This window comes from Treponema bryantii NK4A124, from assembly GCF_000421345.1.
Classification (GTDB): Bacteria; Spirochaetota; Spirochaetia; order Treponematales; family Treponemataceae; genus Treponema_D; species Treponema_D bryantii_B.
In genome coordinates this window covers 181,199-199,844 of the sequence record NZ_ATWV01000004.1, presented here as the reverse complement: position 1 = coordinate 199,844, position 18,646 = coordinate 181,199, and the positions used below count along the sequence as shown (strand labels likewise).

Below are 18,646 nucleotides of genomic sequence, written 5' to 3'. Positions count from 1 at the left end.
TATGGAACATCAGAAAAACTTTGATAAAGATCCAAAAGAGAAGGAGTTTGTAGAAAAACTCGTTACTCTTAACAGAACATGTAAGACTGTAAAGGGTGGACGTCGTATGTCTTTCTCTGCTCTTACTGTTGTTGGAGATGGAAAAGGTCGCGTAGGATACGGACTTGGTAAAGCTAATGACGTATCTGAAGCTATTAAAAAGAGTATTGATCGTGCAAAGAGAAATCTTGTTGTAATTCCTATGAAGAACGGCACTTTGCCACACGAAATCATTGGTCGCTACAAGAGTTCTGAAGTATTGCTTAAGCCAGCTTGTTCCGGTACTGGAATTATCGCTGGTGGTACTGTACGTGCAATTATGGATGCAGCTGGTGCAACAGACGTTCAGTCAAAGTCTTTGGGTTCAAGCACAGCAGTAAATGTTGTTCGCGCAACATTTGATGCTATCTCAAAACTTATGGACGCTAAGAAAGTTGCTGCCAATAGAGGTAAAACTCTTGACGAGTTGTGGGGTTAATGTATGGCTAAGCAGTTGAAAGTTACATTAATTAAAAGCGTAATCGGACAGAAGCCTGAGAAAAAGGCAACTGTTCGCAGTCTTGGACTTAAGAAGATTTCTTCTTCAAATACTCTCCCAGACACAGACGCTGTTCGCGGTATGGTTGCTGCCGTATCACACTTGGTAAAGGTAGAGGAGATCTAAAATGGCAGAATACAATCCAATTCTTAGCGCTCCTCAGGGTGCTAACAAAAATCCTAAGCGTGTTGGACGTGGTTCTTCTTCAGGACTCGGTACAACAGCTGGTAAAGGTAATAAAGGTCAGCAGTCACGTTCTGGTAAGGCTGGTCCTTACGTAGGATTTGAAGGCGGACAGATGCCTCTTTACAGACGTATCGCTCGCAAGGGATTCTCTAACTATCCTTTCAAGAAGGAATACGTTTGTATCAATGTAGAATTGCTTGATGCAAAATTCGATGATGGTGCTACTGTAGATAAGGCAGCTCTCGCAGAGAAGGGATTCCTTTCTTTGAAGGGTGCTCCACTTGTAAAGATTCTTGGAAACGGCGAAGTTACAAAGAAATTGAACGTAGTTGTTGATAAGGTTTCAGAATCTGCAAAAGCAAAAATCGAAAAGGCTGGTGGTTCAGTAAAAATCGCTGAAGCATCTGCTGAAGAAGCAAAATAAGGCGGAGTAGAACATGGCAAGCAATCCAATTATAAATATGTTTAAAGTTAAAGAAATAAGAGACCGTTTGTTCTTTACATTCCTGATTCTCGCAGTATTCCGCTTGGGATCTGTACTTACAGTTCCAGGAATTGATGCAAATGTTCTTATTAAATACTTTGACGATTTAGCTGCGCAGAATAAGAATGCGTTCGCCAGTTACATGGACTTCTTTGTTGGAGGAGCTTTCTCAAACTTCTCTATTTTGATGCTTGGTGTAATGCCTTATATCTCTATGCAGATTATTATGCAGCTTGCTGTGATTATTTTCCCTGCTCTTAAACGCATATCTCAGGAAGATGGTGGCCAGAGAAAGATTGCTCAGTACACACGTATCGGAACAATCATTGTTTGTGTTATCCAGGCCTGGGGTATGTCAGTTTATGCAAACAGCATACCTGGTTGTATCGTTCTTGAGAACAAGATTGCCTTCAAGGCTCTCTTCCTCATTACAGTTACAACCGGTTCTATGGTAACTGTTTGGTTAGGCGACCAGATTACAGCTCGTGGTATAGGAAATGGTATTTCAATGATGATTTTTGCAGGTATCGTAGCCCGCTTGCCTAATGCAATCGTAGAGCTTGCTCAGAAAGTAAAGGCCGGCGAGATTCAGCTTGTATTCGTTATCCTTGTAATTATCATGTTCATCGCAATTATCGGTCTGGTAATTTTTGAGGAATCAGGTCAGAGAAAGATTCCAGTTCACTATGCTAAGCGCGTAGTTGGAAGAAAGATGTACGGTGGCCAGTCTACTTACATTCCGTTTAAGGTTAATCCTTCAAACGTTATTCCTTTGATTTTCGCTAACTCAATTCTTACTATGCCATTGATGATTGCTCAGTCATTCGCTAAGGGTGAAAACTCTGCAAGATGGGTAGGCTCAATTGCACGCGTTCTTACTCCTAACGGACTTTGGTATACAATAGTGTTAGTTATTCTCATTATCTTCTTCGCATACTTCTACACTCAGGTAACCCTGAACCCTACAGAAATTGCAAAGAACATCCGCGAAAACGGCGGCTCCATTCCGGGTGTTCGCACAGATAAGACAGAAGAATATCTGACTAAAATATTGAATAGACTTATATTACCTGGTGCATTGTTCCTTGCTTTGATTGCTGTTATTCCAACACTTGTTCAGAACTGGTTTGGATTCCCACAGTCAATCAGTCAGCTTATGGGAGGAACTTCACTTATCATTTTGATTGGTGTTGATCTTGATACAATGAGTCAGGTTGAGGCTCTCCTTAAAATGCATCACCACGAAGGACTTACTAAGAAGGGCAAAATCAGATCACGAAATCTCTAAATAAAATTTTAGAAAATTCGTGAATTAGCAGTAGAAAAGAACTGGGAATATGTGATATATTATCTTTTACCGAATTGCTCTCATTGCGAGGTGCCTAAGATTCGGTAAAATATATTCTCATGGGGGCTTTTATATGAAAGTACGAACCAGTGTAAAACCTATCTGTGATAAGTGTAAGGTTATTAAGAGAAATGGTATTATTCGTATCATTTGTTCAAACCCAAAACATAAGCAGAGACAGGGCTAAGGCTTAAGGAGAAACAGATGGCTCGAATTGCGGGAGTTGATATCCCTAATAAGCACACAGTAGTTGCTTTAACTTATATTTATGGTATCGGCCGTTCATCAGCAGCAGAAATCTGCGAAAAAGCTAAGATCGATCCAGCAAAGATGGCTAATGATCTTACACAGGATGAATTGGCAAGAATTCGTGAAATCATGGACGCTGAATACAAGACTGAAGGACGTCTCCGTTCAGAAATCGGTCTTAACCTTAAGCGTTTGATGGATATTGGTTGCTATCGTGGTCTTCGTCACAAGCATGGTCTTCCAGTACGCGGTCAGAGAACTCGTACTAACGCACGTACTCGTAAGGGTAAGAAGAAGACTGTTGCTAATAAGAAGAAAGCATAAGGCGGAGGATAGATAATGGCTACCGTTAAGAAACGAAAGGAAAAAAAGAGCGTATACGAAGGAAATGTATATATCCAGGCTACGTTCAATAATACTATCGTAACTGTAACAGATATGAAGGGAAATGCTCTTTCTTGGGCATCTTCTGGCGGACTTGGATTCCGTGGAGCAAAGAAATCTACTCCATTTGCAGCACAGTCAGTTGCTGAAACAGCACTTCAGAAGGCTGCTAGTTACGGTTTGCGTGAAGTTCACGTGTATGTAAAGGGACCAGGAATGGGTCGTGAAAATGCTATCCGTTCTATTGGTGCTATGGGCTTGAGAGTAAAGTCTATTTCTGATGTTACTCCAATTCCTCACAATGGCTGTCGTCCTCGTAAGACTCGACGCATGTAAATCTTAAGGAGAATACGTTATGGGTAAAAGCACACAGCCTCTCTTAAAGAGATGTAAAACCCTTGGTATTAATCCTGTTGTAATGGGTTATACAAAGGAATCAAAGAGAAATCAGAAAGAAGTTAGACGCGCTAAGAAGTCTGAATACGGTCTTCAGCTTACAGAAAAGCAGAAGCTCCGCTTCATCTATGGTGTTCTCGAAAAGCAGTTCCGCAAGTACTATGTAATGGCTACAAAAAAGACTGGCGTAACTGGTGAAGTTCTGCTGCAGATTCTTGAATCTCGTCTTGACAATGTTGTTTATAGAATGGGATTCGCAAAGACTCGTCAGCAGGCTAGACAGATGGTAAATCATGGCCACATTACTGTAAATGGAAAGAAGGTTGATATTCCTTCTTACCTCGTAAAGGTAGGCGATGTAATTTCCATCAAAGAAGAAAGCAAAGCTTCTGCAGGTATCAAGACAATGGTACTCGCTAATGGCGACAAAGTTGTTCCTGGTTGGCTCGAAGTAGATGCTGAAAAATTTACTGGAAAGGTTGTAAGCTTGGCTGCACGTTCAGACATTGACTATGCAGTTAAAGAGAACCTTATTGTTGAATATTATTCTAAATAATAAAGAGGAGTTTAGATGGCTCGCAAAAACTTGCTTAAAGGTTTCAAAAAACCTAAAGGTATTTCATTTGAACCGATTGACAGTACCAATCCTAATTACCAGAAGTTTTATGCCTACCCGTTCGAAACAGGTTTTGGTACAACAGTTGGAAACACTTTAAGAAGAGTATTGTTGTCATCTATCCAAGGTTATGCAATTACCTCTATCCGTATTACATCTTATGATGAAAGTGGAATCTCACATGTAATTTCCAGTGAATTTGAAGCAATTCCAAATGTTGCTGAAGATACACTTGAGATTATCAATAGTCTTAAGATGATACGGTTGTGCTTGCCAGAAGATGTTGAATCAGACACTATTCAGTATGAATTCAAAGGTCCTGGTGTAGTAAAGAGTGATGATTTTGCTAAGGAAGGTCAGCTCGAAGTCAAGACTAAGGATCAGGTTATCTTTACAATGATGGAAGGCGCTCAGCTTGATATTGAAATTCAGGTTGACCTTGGTAGAGGATACGTACCTGCTGAAACGAATGAACATTACATAGAAGTTGTTGGAACAATTCCTATGGATGCCATTTTCACTCCTGTTCCAAAAGTAAAATATTCTATTGAGCCTTGTCGTGTTGGTCAGCGCAATGACTACGACAAGCTTGTTCTTGAGATTTGGACTGATGGAACAATTTCACCTGTAAATGCACTTGGTGAAGCTGCTAAGATTGCTAAAGATCATTTCGCAATCTTCATCAACTTCAACGACAGTGAGATTTCTGGTGGAGATGAAGGTGATGAAGGTGATGAGAGAATCAAACAGATTCTTGATACTCCGGTTGAGGAGCTTGAACTTTCAGTACGTTCATCAAATTGTTTAAAGAATGCAAATATTCGTACAATCGGCGAATTAACTAAGAAGACTGAAGATGACATTGCAAAGACAAGAAACTTTGGAAAGAAGAGTCTGCAGGAAATCAAGGAAAAGCTCCAGGAATGGAACCTTACACTTGGTATGACAGATTATAGTCATCTGAAGAATGCTGCCAATATAATTAAGCAGAAGGAAGAAAACGATGAATCATAGAAATGGTTTTAATCCGCTTTCACGTACAACAGCACACCGCCGTGCTATGTCACGCAATATGGTAACTTCGCTCTTCAGATATGAGCGTATTACTACAACTAAATCTAAGGCTCTTGAAGTAAGAAAGTCAGCTGAAAAGCTCATTACAAGAGCAAAAGAAGATACTGTACACAATCGTCGTGAAGCTGCAAAGTTTATTCAGGATGAAAAGATCTTGAACAAGCTTTTCACTGAGATTGGTCCTCGCATGAAGGAAAGAAACGGTGGTTACACTCGCGTTCTTAAGCTTGGATATCGTCAGGGCGACGCTGCAGATGTTGTAATTCTTGAGCTGGTAGACTATAAGCTTGATGCTGAAAAGTCTGAAGAAAAGCCTGCTAAGAAAGCTGAACCAAAGGCAAAAAAGCCTGCAGCAAAGGCTAAAGATGCAAGTTCTGAGGCAAAGCCAAAGAAAACTACAAAGAAAGCTTCTGAAAAGAAAGAAGAAGCTCCTGCTAACTAAGCTAAATAGGAGTTTAATATGTCAAAGAACCATCGTGGATCTGGAATTAGATCATTACCTGCACACGGAAGAGGAACTTGTGCTATCTGTGGAAAAGAAGATATTAAAGTTCTTTGGGAAAAGGAAATTAATGGTCAGACTGTAAAAGTTTGTAAGTTCTGTAACGCTAAGCTCAAGAATGAAGCTCGCGTAGAAGCAAGAAAGGCTAAGCCTGCTGCTGAAGAAGCTCCAGCTGCTGAAGCATCTGCAGAAGAAGCTGCTGCTGAGTAAGCTTTTATAACAAACTTTGTAAACCGTCATCAATAAGGGTGACGGTTTTTTATTTTTTAAAGCAAATATTCTAATTTGATTACCTTGAAAGAAAAGGTAAGTTGAAATATAATATCAGTTAATGAGTGTTGCAACTAGTCATCATATTTCCAGATATTACGATTATTATCGTGATAAGGAAATTGTATTTACAAAAGCAAATCTTAAATCTCTAAGAATAGACCCTCGTCAGATATATCTTAAAAGCAATGGTGGACAGTGGCCTTGTATTATAAATTCATCATCTTTACAGCAGGCTAAGGTTATAATTGGAACTGCAAGTGGAATATATGCGACAGTTCAGAAAAATAGAACTGCACCAATAAGTATTCGTTATTGCTTTTTTGACCAGAATAATGAACCTATTCAGTTTTCTGTAAATTGTACTGTATTAGAGATTAAGCCTTTCCAGAATTCAAATGAACTTGCAATGCTTACATTAACTTTTACCCAGCGTCCGCCTGATGATTTAATTTTACGTATTGGCGAGTTTATTGAAGTTAATGAGAACTTTCAGAACCGAAAAGAAGAACGTATTGCAATTAATGAAAATTCATTACGTCTTTTAAATATTCCAAAAGAGGAATCATATATATTTATTGCTGGGGTTCCGCGTAAATGTATTTTGAAAGATCTTTCTTTTGGCGGTGCAAAAGCCATGCTTGTTGGTATTCCGAAGTTCCTTGAGAATAAAGCTGTAGATTTACGTCTTTTCTTTATTGATACAAATGAAAAAATTTCTCTTCAGGGAGTTATCAAGCAGTCTGACTTTTTGCCTGGTCGTAAGGATATTTCAATTGTGCATATTGAGTTTACACCTGATGAAATTCCTATGACCTACAAGTTCCACATCAACAGTTACATTACATCTTACCAGAAACAACTGATTCAGAATCAGATTAATAACAAGGCTGCAGAAGAGAAAGCTCAGGCAGAAGCTGCTGCAAAAAAAGCAGAAGCAGAAGCTGCCGCTGCGGCTAAAAAAGCATCTGCTGGTCCAGCTGCTCCTTCTAGTGTAGGAAATATCTAAAATTTTATTTTAAGTGGTATTATTATGAATCCTTCAAATCCATTGGAATCTATTTATTATATAAATATTCCAAAATTAGAAATGTCTTCAAGTTCGGCATTTGAAATTGATCCGACAATTCCTTTGCCTGTACAGAAAAAAATTGGTGAAAACGAAGCTGATTTTAATCCAAAAGAGATTAATGCTGAGCAGATATTAGCCGGAATGCTTACAATTCTTGCTTACGACAGCAAAAATCAGCATCTGGATTATTATCGTTCAATTCTTAAAAAGGTAAAGCCAAATCTTAAAAAAGAACTCTGCGAAGCTGCAATTTTAAAAACAAAGAATGAAGATTTTGACCTTGCTGAAGAAATCTTCCGTGCCCTTATAGGCTTTGATCCTGAGGATGTTGCTATTATTCTTAATATGGCTCTCTTCCTTGATCAGCGTGCAGATTCATACAGAAATTCAGGTCTTTTTGATGATGCTGATGCTTATGATGCAGATGCATATTCTTACTATGAACAGGCAATGAATGCAGAGCCTCCGCTTCCGGATGTATATTTTAATGTTGGTTTTTATTATATGAAGCAGCACAAATATCGTGAAGCAAAGGATGCCTTTGAAACATATCTTGCTCTGACATGTGAAACTTCTGATGAAGAAATGGGAGAAAACGGAGTTTATAAAAAGGAACGTGCCCAGGAAATCATCAATACTATTAATAACCAGAATATGGATGATGAAGCTTTTAAAGCTGCTTATGATTTAATTTCCTCTGGCCAGGAAGAAAAAGGACTTGAGCAGGTAAGAGACTTTTTGCAGTCCAACCCAAAGGTCTGGAATGGCTGGTTTATGCTGGGCTGGGGGCTTCGTCGTCTTGAGCGCTTTACAGACGCAAAACAGGCCTTTCTTGAAGCACTGAAATACGGTGGAGATACTAATTCAGATACATATAATGAACTTTCTCTCTGTTATGTTCAGGAGAAGGATTTTGATGAGGCTAAAAAATGTCTTATGAAAGCCCTTGCTCTGGAGCCGGAAAGCACAAAAATTATATCTAATCTGGGTTATCTTGCCCTTGCCATGGGAAATAAGCAGGAGGCAAGAAATTATTTTACGACAGTTCTGGAGTTTGATCCTAAGGATAGAATTGCGGCTGCAGAGTTGATGAAGCTGGAGCAGGATGGCGAGTAAGCCTAAATGTGGTTTCGATACAACCGATGCCTTGCATCGGTCACTCAACCACCGGACGTTTTAAGGAAGTATAACGGTGTCGCCTTCTGCGATGCCGTTTTTTTTGTACCAGCCCTGTGGAACTTCAAGGGCATATCTTACGGAAACTGTACTGACTATAGATGACAGACTGTAGGGTGTCATGTCATAAATATTTCGGATTTTTCCTTTTGAATCTATGTAAGCAATAGAAAGCGGGTGAGGTGTATTTTTCATCCAGAAGGAAAGGATCTGATCTTTTTCGAAAACGAAAAGCATACCTGTTCCATCGGGAATGTTTTTTCTTTCCATAAAACCGTGGTTACGGTCTTCGGCTTTTTCTGCAATTTCTGCATTTACAATAAATTCTGTGCCGTCATGGCGGATTATTTTTATGTCTTTTACAGGAAGCTTTTTGCTTTTGCAGGAAAGGAGAGGTGTGAGAAGAAGAAGTATGGTGATTAGAGAAAAAAATCTTTTCATTGTAGGGCTCCTTGGTGGTAAATCCTAGATAATTGCTCCATGTTTTCGCAATTATCTTTAACGGATTTGCTATTATAAATCTTCCAGAAACATCTCTCGGGTAATTTCGGTTGGAGACTTTTGAATATTTGAATAATTCTGAGTCTGTTCAAAAAGCTTGTTATCAATATATTTGAGTGTTAAAGGCTTTTCAAGGCTCATTGTAACTTCGTCATCCTTCCAGATTGCTGCTTGAGGATTAAAACTTGTCGGCTGGCCGTATTTTTCTGTAAGCTTTGTAAAAATGCTGTAATAATCCATTTTTTCAGGATTTACATTAATTGTTATGATATAAAGTTCGTCAAAGGTGAACTGGAACCAGCAGCGAGTCAAAAAGTTAGAGCCAAGCCCGTGTTCAGCATCTGTTTCAATGAGTGTTTTGCTTGAATTAGGAATAAGAGAAACGTCACGATCTCCGTGGTAACCAAAATCCGGGTCTTTTACAAGGTTTTCTTTTGTTTCTTCCAGACTCATTCCAAGAGTAATATTTTTATAGCCGTGAGGAAGACTTTCTGCGTTTAAAAATAGTAGAAAGGTAGAAAATGTAATGAGAAAAGCGATTTTTTTCTTTAAAGAAATCATACTTAAATTATCGGAAGATAATTATTTTTTTATATTATTTTGTTTGCGGTAGAAGGCAGCAGCTTTCATGAGTTCTGCAGCATCTTTTATGAATACTTTGCCATTTTCAATACGAATCTGGTCATACTGTTCAAAGTCGTAAATTGCCTTTGCCTGATACTGACTTGCAAGACCACACATATTTGCAAGGTCTTTTGGAGTAAACTCTGTTTGCATTGAAAGCTTTGAAAAACCGATTTTAACACGCTGTTTTTCCAGCTGGAGAGAAAGCATATCAAGCATTTTTGCAAGAGGCTCAGTGAGAGTTGCATTATCGAGCTGGCGGTACATAGACCAGAGGCGGTCTGCAAGGGTAGTTGTAAGCTTTGCTACCAGCTGAGGCTGAGTTGCTACCATCTGATTGAAGTTGGAACGGTTGATAACCATAAGTGTACAGTCGCTGTGTGCAAGGGCATTTGCTGAACGAGGCTTATTTTCGATAAGGGCCATTTCACCAAACATATCGCCTTTTTTAAGTACAGCGAGGGTTACTTCATTACCGTTTACAACTTTTGTGATTGAAACTTCACCTCTCTGAATGATAAACATATCTGAACCAGACTGAGCTTCGGAGAATATCATTGTATCTTTTGGATACTGACGAGAAGGTTCTGCTGTTGGTTCAAAATAAACTGCATGAGTTTTTGGCTTAAGTGCTACAAACTTCTGCTTTGCAAGATCTGCATTTGGGCCTTCCGGTTTTGTTTTCAGATATTGATAGTAAGCAAAAACAGCAACATCAGGGAGGGAGTTCTTTTCATAGAAGCTTGCAACCTTGAAAATCTGTTCATGTGTATCTTGAACTACGGAATGAAGAGTTGCCTTTGTAAGCATTTCGTTCATTACGCGCATTCTGTTAGCAAAAGTTTTGATGATTTTAAGAGCAACCGGAGTATTCTGAGAAATAAGTTCCGGATACTGGTCTTTACGAACGGAAATAGCCATTACATCAGTTGTGGCAATAGCTGTTTCAATCTGGAGATGGTCTGACATGCATGGTACTACACCAACGAAGTCTCCAGGTCCATACATTGTAGGAGCAAGGCCTGCGCCAGAGGCTTTCATACACTGAACGTTTCCTTTCTGAATGATATAGAAATGGTCGGTGTTTTCCTTGCCTTCTACGACGAGATATGAACCTTTTCTGAAACTAACAATTTGTAACTGCAGCAAGAGCTTACTCTCCTAAATGTATTCAATATATAAGTATAGATTTACAATCTTTGTTTGTCAATGTATGTTTAATTATCGACATTAATTAAGTTTAGTTAAAGTGAAAAAGTTCATTAAACAAAAATGATTTCAGGTTCGAGATTAAAGCCAAATTTGTCGTGAACGGCTTTTTGGGCTACCTGAACCAGGGCTTTAATGTCTGCTGCAGTGGCGTTACCGGTGTTTATAATAAAATTACCGTGGAATGGGGCAATCTGGGCTCCTCCAATGGTCAGTCCTTTAAGTCCGCAATCGTCTATAAGTTTACCGCTTGGGGCGCCAAAGGCATGGTTATTCTTAAAAACGCTGCCGGCGCTCGGGTATTTGAAATGTCCTTTGTCTACACGTTCGGCTATGTATTTTTTGCAGTCTGCGGCAATGCGATCGTGGTCGGCCGGACTGGCAGGACTTAGACGGAAGGTTGCCTGTGTTATGTATAACTGAGATTTTACTGATGCTACTGGAGCCTGGAATGGAGATTTTTTATAATCCCAGTCTTCTGAATTAAAGGGAACTTCGACCTGGCGTGCCTTGTCGCCTTCAAATTCTATATGTTTTGTAGAGTAAAGGATATCGCTTACAGAGCGGTCAAAGCAACGGGCGTTCATATAGACAGCGCCTCCTACAGTTCCAGGAAGGCCGGCAAACTGTTCTGCGCCAGTCAGATTTTTGCGGGTACAGAAGTCTACAAAAGCTGCCATTGGAGTGCCGCACTGGCAGCTTACGAGAACCGCCCCGTCTGGGGTTATTTCGTCCGGGTCATAAAAAATTTCCTTGACTGATTGGGTAGAAATAATTGCACCTTCGTAAATTCCATCCGGGTAAACAACGTTACTTGCTCCACCTGTCAGAAAAAAAGGGATTTCTGCTGAATGTACAGCAGCTATTGTAGATTCAAGTTCTTCTGGATTTTGAGGTGTTATATACAAACGGGCTTTTCCACCGACCTTAAAAGTAGATTTAGGAGCCAGGGCTGCATTTTCGGTATAGGGGATTTTTGCGACTTTTAGCATGGAAGCAAGGAAATCAAACATAATTCTATTATAATGGGAATAGATTGCTTCGTCACTACGCTCCTCGCAATGACGTTAAATTTTTATGCTTGTTGTTTAAGAGGGGGGAAAACGTTATAATTATTGGATGCTGAAACAAGTTCAGCATGACAAAGTGAGGTAAATTATGGCACTGAGATTATACAATACTATGGGACGAAAAATGGAAGAGTTTAAGCCGCTTGTTGAAGGACATGCAGGTTTTTACGGCTGTGGTCCTACAGTTTACAATTATGCGCATGTAGGAAATCTTCGTGCTTATGTTTGCTGGGATATTCTTGATAAGACTCTGCAGTTTTTGGGATATGAAGTTAAGCATGTTATGAATATCACAGATGTTGGTCACCTTACTGACGATGGTGACAACGGTGAAGATAAAATGAAGAAATCTGCAGCAGAACGTCATCAGAGTGTTCTTGAGGTTGCAAATTTTTATACTGACGCTTTTATGAAGGATATTGACGCAATGAATATCCGTCATCCGGACGTTATCTGCCGCGCAACAGAACACATTGACGACATGATTGAACTGATTAAAAAGATTGAAGCTCAGGGCCACACTTATATGGCTGGCGGAAATCTTTATTATGATATTTCTACCTTCCCTGATTACGGTAAACTTGCAAACCTCAACCTTGATGAACTTAAGGCAGGGGCTGGTAAACGTAAGGTTGTCGTTATTGATGAAAACAAGCGTAACCCTGGTGACTTTGTTCTCTGGTTTACAAAATCTAAGTTTGAAGATCAGGCTATGACCTGGGATTCTCCTTGGGGCCGTGGTTACCCTGGCTGGCATATTGAATGTTCTGCTATGAGTATGAAGTATCTTGGAAAGCATTTTGATATTCATACAGGTGGTATTGATCACGTACCTGTTCATCATACTAACGAAATTGCTCAGTCGGAAGGTTCTTTTGACGAGGCTGAGCGTGCTAAAGGTCCTTGGGTTGACTACTGGATGCACAATGAGTTCCTTATTCTTGAAGGCGGTAAGATGAGTAAGTCCAGCGGTAACTTTATTACACTGCAGACTTCGCTGCCTCCAGAGCGCGGTTTTTCTCTTAAAGACAAGGGAATTGCTCCGTTGGATTATAGATTCTTCCTTTTGAACGGACACTACAGAAAGCAGCTTGTATTTAGTCTGGAAGCTCTGGAATCTGCTAAGAACGGTCGTGCGGCTTTGAATGCTCGTGTTGCTAAGCTTCTTGCTAAGGCAAATGGCGAAGAAGGGCTTGGACTTACCCGCGAAAACTTTGCTTCTATTCTTGGTAAAATTGATGGTGAAACTGAAAACCTTGCTAAATTCCGAGAAGGCCTTTCAAATGACCTTGCTACCCCGGTTGCTATGGCTGCAATGCAGAAGGAAGCAGCAGGAAAGGGTGGAGTAAAGGCTGGAACTGCACTTGCTGCTATTTTGAAGATGGATAGTGTTTTAAGCCTTGATGTAATTAAGAACGCTTTTGATGTTCTTGATGAGCAGGCTTTACATAGTGGTGCAGCTGTTGCAGGTACTTCCGGAGCAGCTGATGCCCATGCAGGAGACCCTGAGGCTGCAGAAATTGATGCACTTGTAGCAGAAAGAACAGCTGCTAAAAAAGCAAAGGATTTTGCCCGGGCTGATGAAATTCGTAACCAATTAACTGCCCGTGGTGTTATTATTATTGATACACCAACTGGACCAACCTGGAAACGTGGGTAAATAGACAGGTGGTTTCGATACACCCGCTTCGCGGGCACTCAACCACCGGACATAACGGAAAAAAATCTGTAACTTTCGGGATAATAATGTGTTTGGTAATATAGTAGGGAATCAACAGGAAGAAAATGTAGCCTTAAATGCCGCGAATCCGGTTGATTTTAAGAAAATATATGATGCAACAATGCAGATGCTCTTTAAGGTGTCTTACAGAATTGTAAATGACGAAGAGGCTGCAGAGGATTTGGCTCACGACTCTCTTATTAAAGCGAACGAAAAGGAATTAACCTTTCCTTCGATTAATGATGCTAAATACTGGCTTATTCGGGTTGTTAAGAATGCATCTATAAATTATATAAAACGTAAAGAACGTGAGCGCAAGGCTTACGAAAAGGTCCTTTATGAGGATCATAGAAAAGCGGATACAGGGGAAGTTGACTTACTCAAGAAGGAATCTATGGGTAAGGCAAGGGAAGCTCTGAAAAAACTGCCGGATAACCTGCAGGATGTTCTTATGCTCAGGGAGTATGCAGACCTGAACTATAAGGAAATCGGAAGGATTCTGGGAATTACCGAAGGTAACGTAAAGGTAAGAATTTTCAGAGCGAGGGAACAGCTGGTAAAAATAATAGGAGAAGATAATGTCTTTTTGCCCGAGTAAAGATATTCATTCCGTATACCTCGATGGTGAGCTGCCTGAAAACTACAAGGCTGAATATGAGCTTCATATTTCTCATTGTGAAAAATGTCGTAAGGAGCTGGAACAGTTAAAGGCTCTTCGTTCGCTTTTTAAGGCAGATTCTGATTCACTTAATCTGGACCAGCATTTTATGGACGAAAGCTTTCAGCGTCTGCAGATAAAAATGGCTTACAGCCGTAATGTTGGAAAACTTCCTCAGAAATCTCCGTTCAAGGTTATCAGCTATGTAGCTTCGGGCATTGCTGCTGCGGCTGTACTTGCACTTGTGCTTCCTGTAGGATTTAAAGCAAATAAAGCAGATGCAGCTCAAAATCCTGCTGTATCTTCATTGATTCAATCTGTAAATCCGGTTTCTGCTGTTCCAATTACTGCAGTTTCTGCAAATACAACTTCTGCAAATAATGTTGGCTTTGATAGTGGAAGAAGTGTGGTAGTTTCTGGTAATATAAAGGATGTAGTTTTGTCTTCTGAAAAGCAGCGTAGAAACAACTCGTTTGCAAAAAATGTAAGCGATGTTGATGTATTAAGACCAGATTTTCAGGACGAAGCAATCAATATAAAAATTACAGTTCCTGGTATGGGTGATTTTCCTATGACTACAGAAATCAACGTTCCAATGGAACTTGTATCAGGCAGATATTAGTGGAATCTTCTGGAAAGTTTAGTTATTCTTTGCGAAGGTATCCGGTTGTCCGGGTACTTTCTGTTATTTTTATAATAGGCATAATTCTCGGTTCAATTTATCTTATTGGTTTCAGAACAAAACCAGTTCCAGTAATAGATTCTGTCGTTCCTCCTGTCGGCTCACCGGGGGATCTTGTCGTTATTAATGGAGTAAATTTTGGCAATGTCCGCGATATGGGATATGTAGAAATTGCAGGCTCAAAACTTACTGCAAGTTCTTATATTTCCTGGGCAGATAATTGCATTAAAATCGTTCTTCCGGCAAATGTTCAGGACGGCTTGCTTGTTGTTGGAACAAAAGAAATGCGTTCAAAACCGGCTCTTTTTGCAAACGAAGTTGATATTCCTGTTCCGGTTCCTGTCGTTCAACAGGTAACAAAACCTGTAATCACAATGCTTTCTGCAGAAAAACTCAGCGTAGGTGAACTTCTTGTAATTTCCGGTAATAATTTTGGAGATTCAAAAAATCAGTCTCAGGTTTTATTTACAATGGATTGTAACAATAAAATCAGCGAGGCAGATTATAAAAATATGGCCATGCTTACAGAAAATATGATTCCTGCAAGCGAAAATGATTTTGATTATGTTTCCTGGTCTAACACAGAAATTACAGTGAGGGTTCCAGATGGAGCTTACAGCGGCGTAGTGATTGTAGATACTGGCCGTGAAAAATCAGATCCCAAAGAGCTTGCAATTAATACAGATGCAGGCCGCAAGGAATATCTGAATAAAAAGATTTATCTGGTTCAGTATACGGCAGATATTGCAGATGTTGTGACAAATGATATTTCTACAATTACTTTACGTTGTCCTGTGCCTTTTTCATGTCCTGCTCAGCCAGAGGTTGAAATTACAGAAACAACACCAGAACCTATTCTGATGAATTACCAGAATAATCTGATTCATCAGATTACAAAAAACAGAAACAATACTCCTAAGAGTGTTTTTAAGCAGACCTTTGTTCTTCCGGTTTTTGAAGTAAGATCAAGTGTTAATCCGGTAAAAATCGGCAGTTATAAAAATACAGAAAAGAATCTTTTGAGCGGGGCATTAAAAGCAGATGTTCTTGTTCCAAGTGATTCAGAGGCTGTAAAAGAGCTTTGTGGAAAAATCATTGGAAAAGAAAAAAATCCATGGAATAAAGCAAAGCTGATATATAATTATATGTGTGCAAACTTTAAGATTCAGGATAAGGTTCGCAAAAATGATTCTGATCCGCTTGATTTGATAAAAAAAGAGAGTGGAGATGCTTTTGATTTTGCAGTAATTTGTACTGCACTTTTGAGAGCTGCAGAAGTACCGGCTTATACAGACAGCGGTGTTCTTGTGAATCAGGATCTTACAAGTCAGTCTCACTGGTGGTGTGAATTCTATATTGATAAGATTGGCTGGATTCCGTGTGATCCGGCTTTGGGTGCAGGTCTGGAATATAAAGAGTGGACTGACAGTGACCTTGTTGATGTAAAGGATTATTATTTTGGTAATATGGATTCACATCATATTATCTTCTCAAGAGGCTGGAGTCAGCTTAAGCCTTTTAGTGCAGATAACAAGATTGTGCAGCAGCCAAGAAGTTTTGCCCTGCAGTCTATCTGGGAAGAGGCAAATAAAGATACGGCAAAATATAGCAGCTACTGGTCTGTGCCGGTGGTGAAGGGTGTTTATTAGTAGATCCTGAACCCTGAACTTGTTTCAGGGGCAGGATGACGTGGAGGTTTTTTATGACAAAGATTTTAAGCGTTGGTGGTTCGATTATTGCTCCGGACAAACCGGATTCAACTTTTTTGAGTGAGTTTGTAACAATGTGTAAGAAGTGGCTTGATGCAGACAAGCAGAATCGTTTGATTCTGGTTGCCGGCGGTGGAGCTCCTGCACGTGTATATCAGAATGGTTTGAAAGAAGTTTGTGAAAAGACTGGCGACAGTTTTGATGCTAATGCAGCAGACTGGATTGGTATTATGGCAACAAGGCTGAATGCTCAGCTGCTTAAGGCTTGCTTTGGTTCATACTGTAAAAATGACGTTGTTTATAATCCAACTCTCGAAGATTTGAAGTTTGACGGACAGGTGCTGGTTGCAAGCGGCTGGAAACCTGGCTTTTCTACAGATACTGATGCAGTTTATCTTGGCGAAAAATTTGATGCTAAGACAATTGTAAATCTTTCTAACATTGAAAAGGTTTATACAGATGACCCTAGAAAAAATCCGGATGCTAAACCTCTCGATACAATCAGCTGGGCAGACTTCCGCAAGATGGTTGGTGATGAATGGACTCCTGGAAAGAACTGTCCATTTGACCCGATTGCTTCAAAGAAGGCAAGTGAGCTTGGTATGAAGGTAATTTGCGCAGGCGGAAAGAATATTGCAAATATTCAGGCTATTCTGGAAGATAAGGAATATTTTGGTACGACTATAGGCTAATAGCTGAAGTTTTCCATATTGACCAGAATTGCTTCCAGCTTCTGACCGTACTGTGGGTCCATCGCCCAGGTGCCGGCCAGTTCATAAATGGTTTCGATATATTTTGTTTTATGAACCCAGTTGTAACGAGGATCTACAAGTTCCTTGTTGAGCTGGGTTTCTTCTTTTGTAGCATAAGCCTGCAGATGCTGAATGTGGGCTCGGACTCCGGTCTGCTCATCCGGAAAGATTTCCCCCGGGTGGTCGGCATCCATGGCACCGAGTCCGCAGTAATTATGGAATTCGGGCTGAACAAGGCCTCCAAAGCGGAGGAAGCCTGTTTCCAGGCACATCTGGGCAAAGGCTGCATCGGAATTGATTCCTTCGGCAGCAGCTTCATCAATATAATACTGGGCAAACTGGAGTATGTGCTCGCGGTCTTCTGTGGAGTTGCGGCTTAGAAAATAGGCTGTCAGTTGTTCTGCTGTGAGCTGGCCCTGATCTAAAATACGGCGGGAAAGCTGCAGGGGAGCCCGGTCTTCTTTAACTGCTTTTGTTGTGGTACAGGAATTGAAGGTAAAAAGGGCAAAGACAAGTACGACAGCAAGTTCTAAAACAACTACAGGAAAAAAGATTTTTTTCATATTATTCAATTTATTCATACCTTTATCTTCGGAAAATAAAAAAAAATCTGAAATCTGCTAAGTTTTTTTCAAAAAATCCTCCGCTTTTGGCATATCAAAGCAATATTATAGGTGGAGGAATTATGGAAAAGATTAAGCCTGATGTGCGGGAAAAGGCGCTGGAGCATGGTTTTTCCTTTTTGTTTGATGAAGAGCTTGTTATGCTGATTCTTGGCTCAGGCACAAGACAGATGCCTGTTGAGCTTATGTCAGAAAAAATTGTGGATGTGCTTTACGATTATGATGCGGAAGAGGTGGTGGAAAATCTGCTGCAGTTAAAAGGGGTGGGGCTGGGTAAGGCGCTGGCGGTTGCGGCGGCCCTGGAGCTGGGGAGGAGAAGAAGCTGTCATTTACGGGCTCCGATTAAATCTCCACGAGACATTGTGCCTTTTGTAAAAAATTATGCGGTCTGCGATAAGGAGCACTTTCTGCTTGTAACTTTGAACGGCGGGCATGAGATTATTCAGATTCACGTGATTACGGTGGGAACTCTGAACAAGACTCTGATTCATCCGCGTGAAGTTTTTTCGGTTGCAATGAAGGATAATGCGGCAGCTATAATTGTGAGCCACAATCATCCGTCGGGTAATTGCGAGCCTTCGGAAGAGGATATTGAGGTGACGGAAACTTTGCGCAAGGTGTCGGTGATTATGGGGATTGAACTGCTGGATCATGTGATTGTGAGCCGGGAAACCTATTTCAGCTTTCTGGAAAATAAAATACTAACCCCTGCTAAGAGGGGACAGCCAGCTCAGACGGCATAGTTTTTTCTTGTTAAAAAGCTT

At 40.3% G+C, this 18,646-nt stretch carries 24 protein-coding genes; 19 read left to right on the top strand and 5 right to left on the bottom strand.

Translation table 11 applies throughout. From position 1 onward, the window contains the following. Nucleotide 1: 1 nt before the first annotated feature. The 13 genes from rpsE to G626_RS0105410 all read left to right on the top strand — a co-directional run bounded on the left by rpsE (nucleotide 2) and on the right by G626_RS0105410 (nucleotide 8,274). Nucleotides 2-517, top strand: coding sequence for a 30S ribosomal protein S5 (rpsE, locus tag G626_RS0105465; protein WP_022931784.1), 516 nt, complete (start codon nucleotides 2-4; stop codon nucleotides 515-517). 3 nt (nucleotides 518-520) lie between these two features. Beyond that, nucleotides 521-703 (top strand): 50S ribosomal protein L30, encoded by a 183-nt coding sequence (gene rpmD / locus G626_RS0105460; RefSeq protein WP_022931783.1) that lies wholly within the window; start codon nucleotides 521-523, stop codon nucleotides 701-703. A gap of 1 nt (nucleotide 704) precedes the next feature. After that, nucleotides 705-1,187: a 50S ribosomal protein L15 gene (gene rplO / locus G626_RS0105455; protein WP_022931782.1), complete on the top strand. Its 483-nt coding sequence runs from the start codon at nucleotides 705-707 to the stop codon at nucleotides 1,185-1,187. 13 nt (nucleotides 1,188-1,200) lie between these two features. Then, nucleotides 1,201-2,535: a preprotein translocase subunit SecY gene (secY, locus tag G626_RS0105450; RefSeq protein ID WP_022931781.1), complete on the top strand. Its 1,335-nt coding sequence runs from the start codon at nucleotides 1,201-1,203 to the stop codon at nucleotides 2,533-2,535. Between the two features lie 133 nt (nucleotides 2,536-2,668). Further along, the gene (rpmJ, locus tag G626_RS17845) at nucleotides 2,669-2,782 is read left to right on the top strand and encodes a 50S ribosomal protein L36 (RefSeq protein ID WP_074641226.1); all 114 of its coding nucleotides are present in this window, start codon (nucleotides 2,669-2,671) and stop codon (nucleotides 2,780-2,782) included. A gap of 17 nt (nucleotides 2,783-2,799) precedes the next feature. After that, the gene (gene rpsM / locus G626_RS0105445; RefSeq protein ID WP_022931780.1) at nucleotides 2,800-3,168 is read left to right on the top strand and encodes a 30S ribosomal protein S13; all 369 of its coding nucleotides are present in this window, start codon (nucleotides 2,800-2,802) and stop codon (nucleotides 3,166-3,168) included. Between the two features lie 15 nt (nucleotides 3,169-3,183). Next, nucleotides 3,184-3,564, top strand: a complete 381-nt coding sequence (gene rpsK / locus G626_RS0105440) for a 30S ribosomal protein S11 (protein WP_022931779.1) — start codon at nucleotides 3,184-3,186, stop codon at nucleotides 3,562-3,564. Nucleotides 3,565-3,583: 19 nt separating this feature from the next. Beyond that, on the top strand, nucleotides 3,584-4,180 hold the full coding sequence (gene rpsD / locus G626_RS0105435) for a 30S ribosomal protein S4 (RefSeq protein WP_022931778.1): 597 nt from the start codon (nucleotides 3,584-3,586) through the stop codon (nucleotides 4,178-4,180). 15 nt (nucleotides 4,181-4,195) lie between these two features. After that, a complete protein-coding gene (locus tag G626_RS0105430; protein ID WP_022931777.1) occupies nucleotides 4,196-5,254 on the top strand; it encodes a DNA-directed RNA polymerase subunit alpha in 1,059 nt (352 codons plus the stop codon). Next, on the top strand, nucleotides 5,244-5,756 hold the full coding sequence (rplQ, locus tag G626_RS0105425) for a 50S ribosomal protein L17 (RefSeq protein WP_022931776.1): 513 nt from the start codon (nucleotides 5,244-5,246) through the stop codon (nucleotides 5,754-5,756). The genes G626_RS0105430 and rplQ overlap by 11 nt, the downstream gene beginning before the upstream one ends. Before the next feature lie 18 nt (nucleotides 5,757-5,774). Next, a complete protein-coding gene (locus tag G626_RS0105420; protein ID WP_022931775.1) occupies nucleotides 5,775-6,026 on the top strand; it encodes a hypothetical protein in 252 nt (83 codons plus the stop codon). A gap of 121 nt (nucleotides 6,027-6,147) precedes the next feature. Continuing rightward, nucleotides 6,148-7,095, top strand: a complete 948-nt coding sequence (locus tag G626_RS15535; protein WP_022931774.1) for a PilZ domain-containing protein — start codon at nucleotides 6,148-6,150, stop codon at nucleotides 7,093-7,095. 24 nt (nucleotides 7,096-7,119) lie between these two features. Further along, nucleotides 7,120-8,274 carry a tetratricopeptide repeat protein gene (locus G626_RS0105410; protein ID WP_022931773.1) on the top strand — a complete coding sequence of 385 codons (1,155 nt, stop codon included), beginning with the start codon at nucleotides 7,120-7,122 and terminating at the stop codon, nucleotides 8,272-8,274. Nucleotides 8,275-8,334: 60 nt separating this feature from the next. On the opposite strand, the gene G626_RS0105405 is transcribed toward G626_RS0105410, so the two are convergent. From G626_RS0105405 to murB, 4 genes are all read right to left on the bottom strand, one after another. Further along, nucleotides 8,335-8,775, bottom strand: a complete 441-nt coding sequence (locus G626_RS0105405; RefSeq protein WP_022931772.1) for a DUF192 domain-containing protein — start codon at nucleotides 8,773-8,775, stop codon at nucleotides 8,335-8,337. A 72-nt stretch (nucleotides 8,776-8,847) separates the two neighbouring features. Continuing rightward, nucleotides 8,848-9,396: a hypothetical protein gene (locus G626_RS0105400; RefSeq protein ID WP_022931771.1), complete on the bottom strand. Its 549-nt coding sequence runs from the start codon at nucleotides 9,394-9,396 to the stop codon at nucleotides 8,848-8,850. 21 nt (nucleotides 9,397-9,417) lie between these two features. Further along, nucleotides 9,418-10,608 (bottom strand): Crp/Fnr family transcriptional regulator, encoded by a 1,191-nt coding sequence (locus G626_RS0105395; protein WP_022931770.1) that lies wholly within the window; start codon nucleotides 10,606-10,608, stop codon nucleotides 9,418-9,420. Between the two features lie 113 nt (nucleotides 10,609-10,721). Continuing rightward, the gene (gene murB, locus G626_RS0105390) at nucleotides 10,722-11,681 is read right to left on the bottom strand and encodes a UDP-N-acetylmuramate dehydrogenase (protein ID WP_022931769.1); all 960 of its coding nucleotides are present in this window, start codon (nucleotides 11,679-11,681) and stop codon (nucleotides 10,722-10,724) included. A 145-nt stretch (nucleotides 11,682-11,826) separates the two neighbouring features. Here murB and cysS point away from each other — a divergent pair, with 145 nt between their 5' ends. The 5 genes from cysS to pyrH all read left to right on the top strand — a co-directional run bounded on the left by cysS (nucleotide 11,827) and on the right by pyrH (nucleotide 17,199). Beyond that, nucleotides 11,827-13,398 (top strand): cysteine--tRNA ligase, encoded by a 1,572-nt coding sequence (gene cysS / locus G626_RS0105385; protein ID WP_022931768.1) that lies wholly within the window; start codon nucleotides 11,827-11,829, stop codon nucleotides 13,396-13,398. A gap of 88 nt (nucleotides 13,399-13,486) precedes the next feature. After that, the gene (locus G626_RS0105380) at nucleotides 13,487-14,056 is read left to right on the top strand and encodes an RNA polymerase sigma factor (protein ID WP_022931767.1); all 570 of its coding nucleotides are present in this window, start codon (nucleotides 13,487-13,489) and stop codon (nucleotides 14,054-14,056) included. Continuing rightward, entirely contained in the window at nucleotides 14,037-14,738 is a 702-nt protein-coding gene (locus tag G626_RS0105375) for an anti-sigma factor family protein (RefSeq protein ID WP_022931766.1), read from the top strand. Before G626_RS0105380 ends, G626_RS0105375 begins: the two co-directional genes overlap by 20 nt. Further along, nucleotides 14,738-16,447, top strand: a complete 1,710-nt coding sequence (locus G626_RS0105370) for a transglutaminase domain-containing protein (RefSeq protein ID WP_022931765.1) — start codon at nucleotides 14,738-14,740, stop codon at nucleotides 16,445-16,447. Before G626_RS0105375 ends, G626_RS0105370 begins: the two co-directional genes overlap by 1 nt. 53 nt (nucleotides 16,448-16,500) lie before the next feature. Beyond that, on the top strand, nucleotides 16,501-17,199 hold the full coding sequence (gene pyrH, locus G626_RS0105365; RefSeq protein WP_022931764.1) for a UMP kinase: 699 nt from the start codon (nucleotides 16,501-16,503) through the stop codon (nucleotides 17,197-17,199). Here pyrH and G626_RS0105360 read toward each other — a convergent pair. Next, on the bottom strand, nucleotides 17,196-17,822 hold the full coding sequence (locus tag G626_RS0105360; RefSeq protein WP_033421654.1) for a glucosaminidase domain-containing protein: 627 nt from the start codon (nucleotides 17,820-17,822) through the stop codon (nucleotides 17,196-17,198). The two genes, pyrH and G626_RS0105360, sit on opposite strands and share 4 nt — an antisense overlap. Before the next feature lie 122 nt (nucleotides 17,823-17,944). Here G626_RS0105360 and radC point away from each other — a divergent pair, with 122 nt between their 5' ends. Then, entirely contained in the window at nucleotides 17,945-18,625 is a 681-nt protein-coding gene (gene radC / locus G626_RS0105355) for a RadC family protein (protein WP_022931762.1), read from the top strand. Nucleotides 18,626-18,646 lie beyond the last annotated feature (21 nt).